Raw genomic sequence first — 4,820 nt, forward strand, 5'->3', positions numbered from 1 at the left:
ATCAACCACGATCGCCCCACAATCCGCAGGCTTTCAGACGCCCGGTCCGCACTGGATCGGCAGCCGCGGTGTCCGTATGTCCTTTGTCGATCTCAATCAGACGCCGCTTGTGCTGCTCTGCCTTGCCGCCGTTCTCTTCCTCGGCCTTGAGGCGTGGCGCCGGGCTTCTGCGCGCGCGAAGCGGTATCTCTCCCGCATCGCCGATCTCGAAGCGCGCATCGAAACACTCCGCGATGAAAAATGGGAACTGGCCGAGCGCGAGGAACGCTACCGCGATCTTGTCCGTGCGCAGGGCGACCTCATCCTGCGCAAGGATCTCGAAGGGCGGCTCACCTATGTGAATGATGTGTTCTGCGACACATTCGGGCGCACCCGTAAGGAAGTGATCGGCTGCCCCTTCGTGCCGGAATACCCGGAAGGCGAGCGCGCGCCCCTTCTGTCGAGCTTTGCCGGGCTTGCTGTCCCGCCGCATCGTATTCGCCGCGACGAACGCGTGATCACCTCTCGCGGCCCGCGCTGGATTGCATGGGAAGAGTTTGCGATCCGCGATGAAGAAAACAGGCTGATCGAGATTCAGGCCGTCGGCCGCGATGTCACGGATCGCAAGGAAGCGGAAGAACGTCTCGCCGAAGCGCTGCAACAGGCAAATGATGCAAGCCGCGCCAAGTCGCTCTTTCTTGCAACGATGAGTCATGAAATCCGTACACCGATGAACGGTGTGATCGGCATGGCAAAGCTGCTGCTCGGCACGCGGCTTGATCCGGCCCAACGCTCCTATGCAGAAGCCGTACGCTCGTCAGGCGAGGCGCTGCTCAACATCATCAATGACATTCTCGATTATTCGAAGATCGAGGCAGGCAAGGTCACGCTGGATGAAGCGCCGTTTGATCCGCGCTCCGTGCTTGAAGGTGTGGCCGAACTTCTCGCGCCCCGCGCTTTCGAAAAGCATCTCGAGATCGTCACCGAGATCGCGCCCACCGTGCCGCGCAACATTATCGGCGATGAAGTGCGCATCCGGCAGATCCTGCTGAACCTTGCGGGCAATGCGATCAAGTTCACCATGGAGGGCGGTGTCGCGCTGCGCCTCTTCCGTGATCTGGAGGCGCAGGACAGGAACCGTGTTTCCGTTGTGCTCGAAGTCGAAGATACCGGCATCGGCATGGATGAAACGGACTGCGAGCATATCTTTGACGAGTTTGCGCAGGCCGATCAGTCCCATGCGCGGCGCTATGAAGGCACGGGGCTTGGTCTTGCCATCACGAAGCGCCTCGTCACCGCGATGGGTGGCCGCATTGAAGTTGAAAGTGCGGTGGGCAAGGGCTCGCTTTTCCGTATCCATCTGCCGCTTGCCCGGGTACCGGGCGAAAGCGATGCGCCGGCACCTGCCACGCTTGCAGGCCTTAGCGCCATCGTGCTGAGCGATCACCCGCTGGTTGGTCGCGCGCTTGTCCGCGCGGCAGAAGCGGCGGGAGCGGAAGCGCGCCATGTCGCAACGCGCGAGGCGTTGCAGGAAGCGCTTCTGGCATCTCCCAGCGATGTTTTCATATGCCCGCTGGATGGGGAAGGGGAGGCGGTGGAGCTTGCGCAATTCGCCCGCTCGCTCGCGCCCGGCATCGGCACCATGCTGCTTTTGCGCCCGCAGGACCGTGCCCGGCTTGATGAGCTGACACAGGGCGAGGAAGCCCCCTTTGACGGATATCTCGTGCGCCCGGTGCGCGCCGCCTCGCTTGTCGCGCGGATGACGGCGCTGCGCGTGCGAAGCTGGATGCCGCAAGTCGCAGCGCCCGACACACGCGATTATGACGATGCCTATGAAACGGTGGAGGCCCCTCCCATGCCCGCAGCAACGCCTCCGGCGCTTTCGTCGCTCACGGTGCTCGTCGCCGAGGATAATGAGATCAACGCCCTTCTCACGCGCACGCTTCTCGAACATGCGGGCCATGAAGTTCGCCTCGCGCGAAACGGGGCGGAAGCCGTCGCCGCCCTTGAAGAGGACACGCAAGGCGAGATTGATCTCGTGCTGATGGATCTGCACATGCCCGGCATGGACGGCTTCACGGCAACGGCGCGCATTCGCGAACTTGCAACGCCCCATGCGCAACTGCCGATCATCGCGCTCACCGCCAATGCCATGGCGGATGACAGGCAGGCCTGCCTTGATGCGGGCATGGATGACTATCTTTCGAAGCCCGTGGCAGCCGAAGACCTCGCCGATGCACTGGCCCGCTGGGCCTGCCGCCGCTCAACCTATGGCGCGCCTGCTGGCGAAAAGGCGAATCATGCGTAAAGTGGCGTGATCCGGCCCTTGCGGCCCGGCAGAACCGAGGGGAGATCTGCCCATGTCGGCCATGACACGCGCCCGCGGCTGGGTGTCGAGCCTTGCGGTCTATACCGAATACCGCACCATCATCATGCTGCTGCTCGGCTTTGCGTCGGGCCTTCCTTTCCTGCTCGTCTTTTCAACCCTTTCCGCGTGGCTGCGCGAAGCGGGCATCAGCCGTACCGACATCGGTCTGATGAGCTATGTGGGCCTTGCCTACACGATCAAGTTTCTCTGGGCGCCGGTGCTCGACCATATCCGCCTGCCGCTGCTCGACCGGCTTCTGGGCCGCCGCCGTGCCTGGATGGTGCTGGCGCAGCTTGTCGCTGCCGCCGCGCTGACGGGCCTTGCCCTGTCAGACCCCGCCACGGCGCTGATGCCCGTGGTCATTTTCGCCCTCATCCTCGCCTTTTCATCCGCGACGCAGGACATCGCCATTGACGCCTGGCGCATCGAGGCAGCGCCCGATGAAAAGCAGGGTGCGCTCGCCGCGACATATCAGCTTGGCTATCGCATTGCGCTCATCGCCTCCGGAGCAGGCGCGCTCTATATCGCCGAAGGCGTGTCATGGACGGCAGCCTATCTCGCCATGGCCGTGCTGATGGGCGCAGGCATCGTCGCCTCGCTTCTTGCGCCGCGCGTGGCAGAAGCCCATGCGCCTGCTATGGGCGAGGAAGCGCTGGAAGGATTTGCGCGGCGCCACCGGATCGAAGGCAAGGCGCAGCGCGTGCTCACTTTCCTTTACCGCGCCATCGTTGCGCCCTTTCTCGATTTTTTCCGGCGCTATGGCTGGTGGTCGCTCCTGCTTCTCGCGCTGATCGGGCTTTACCGCGTGCCTGATTTCGTGATGGGCGTCATGGCGAACCCGCTCTATATCGATCTCGGTTTCGAGCTTTCGACCATCGCTACCATCGTGAAGCTCTATGGCATCTGGATGACGATTGCGGGCGCGCTGGTGGGCGGCATCGTGGCGGCAAGGCTCGGCGTGCTCCGCTCGCTCCTTCTCGGAGCCATTGCGGCGACCGGCACCAATCTCATTTTTGTCTGGCTGGTCTTTCGCGGTGCCGACCCGACGGCGCTCGCGATCACCATTTCGATCGAGAACTTCTCCGGCGGTTTCGCGGGCACCTGCCTCATCGCCTATATGTCGAGCCTCGTGAACCACGATTTCGCGGCAACGCAATACGCGCTGTTCAGCTCGGCCTTCGCGCTTCCGGGCAAGCTGCTCGGTGGCCAGTCTGGCGTGATGGTGGACGGTTTTTCTGCCTCCGCCGCACTCACTCAGCCGCTGATCGAGATGGCGCCGCACCTCACCGCGCAGACGGCAGGCTATATTCCCTTCTTCATCACAACGGCGCTGATGGGGGTGCCGGCTCTGGTGCTGATCGTGGTGGTGATGGTCTTCCAGCCGAAACCCGCGCCAAAACCGCAGGCTCAGGAGGCAACTGACCCGGCGCCCGCGATTTGACCTTGCAATTCAGTGGGTTACCACCGACATCTTTCCGGCGTCAAAATCTGTCCGGGCGGTTCAGGGCAGCCGCCCGCTGCAGGCCCGTCTTGGCATCTGGCGGCGTTGATGAAAGGATGGGCAATGGCCATGGGGAATCTCATTGCCGGGGCAGGCAGAGGGTGGCCGGGGGGATGGCAAGACGCTTCATGCGCCGCAGCCGGGTGACCGGCATGCCTGTGGTGGTTCAGATCAGGGTTCGGGTTCAGGCGTGATGACTTCGAAAGAGACGGATCGGAGTGCTGACGCGCTCGCCATGGAGGCGGCGCGGCCGGTGAGCTATGGGCGCAAGGGGTCGCTCGAAGTGCGCCTTGCGCGTTCCGCTCGCGAGATCGAGGCGGCGCAGGCGCTGCGTTACCGCGTCTTCTATGAAGAAATGTCGGCGATCCCGGATGAGGAGACGCGCCGCACAAAGCTCGATGCCGACCGCTTCGATGCGATCTGCGATCACCTTCTCGTGCTCGACCATGATCTCGCGCCTGACGGTGAGGATGCGGAGGGCAATCTGCCGCTGGAAGCGGTTGTGGGCTGCTACCGTCTGCTGCGGCAGGAAGTGGCCGAGCGCAATGGCGGCTTCTATACGGCCAGCGAATATGAGATCGGCCCGCTTCTCGCGCGCCACTCGGACCTCAATTTCCTGGAGCTTGGCCGCTCCTGCGTGCTGAAGCCCTATCGCAATCGCCCGACCGTGGAACTGCTCTGGCACGGCATCATGCATTATGTGACCGCGCATGATCTTGATGTGATGTTCGGCTGTGCGAGCTTTGAAGGCACGGACCCGCAAAAGCTCGCGCCCGCGCTTTCCTTCCTGCATCACCATCACGCAGCACCGGATGACTGGAAGGTGCGCGCGCTTCCCGATCTCTATGTCGAAATGAACATCATCGCCAAAGATGCGCTCGACCAGCGCGAGGCGCTGCGCGCGCTTCCGCCCATGATCAAGGGCTATCTCCGGGCAGGCTGCTATATCGGCGAGGGCGCGGTGATCGACCG

At 63.1% G+C, this 4,820-nt stretch carries 3 protein-coding genes; all 3 read left to right on the plus strand.

What is annotated here, in order from left to right; translation table 11 throughout:
• Positions 1-2,287 (plus strand): response regulator (locus tag WBF74_RS14040; RefSeq protein ID WP_424440994.1); only part of this gene is annotated, 2,287 nt, incomplete at its 5' end.
• A 52-nt stretch (positions 2,288-2,339) separates the two neighbouring features.
• Positions 2,340-3,788 (plus strand): AmpG family muropeptide MFS transporter, encoded by a 1,449-nt coding sequence (locus WBF74_RS14045; RefSeq protein ID WP_424440996.1) that lies wholly within the window; start codon positions 2,340-2,342, stop codon positions 3,786-3,788.
• A gap of 295 nt (positions 3,789-4,083) precedes the next feature.
• The coding region (locus WBF74_RS14050; protein ID WP_424440998.1) for a GNAT family N-acetyltransferase at positions 4,084-4,820 on the plus strand (737 nt) is incomplete at its 3' end.

The organism is Parvibaculum sp. (assembly GCF_049672805.1).
Taxonomy (GTDB): Bacteria; Pseudomonadota; Alphaproteobacteria; order Parvibaculales; family Parvibaculaceae; genus Parvibaculum.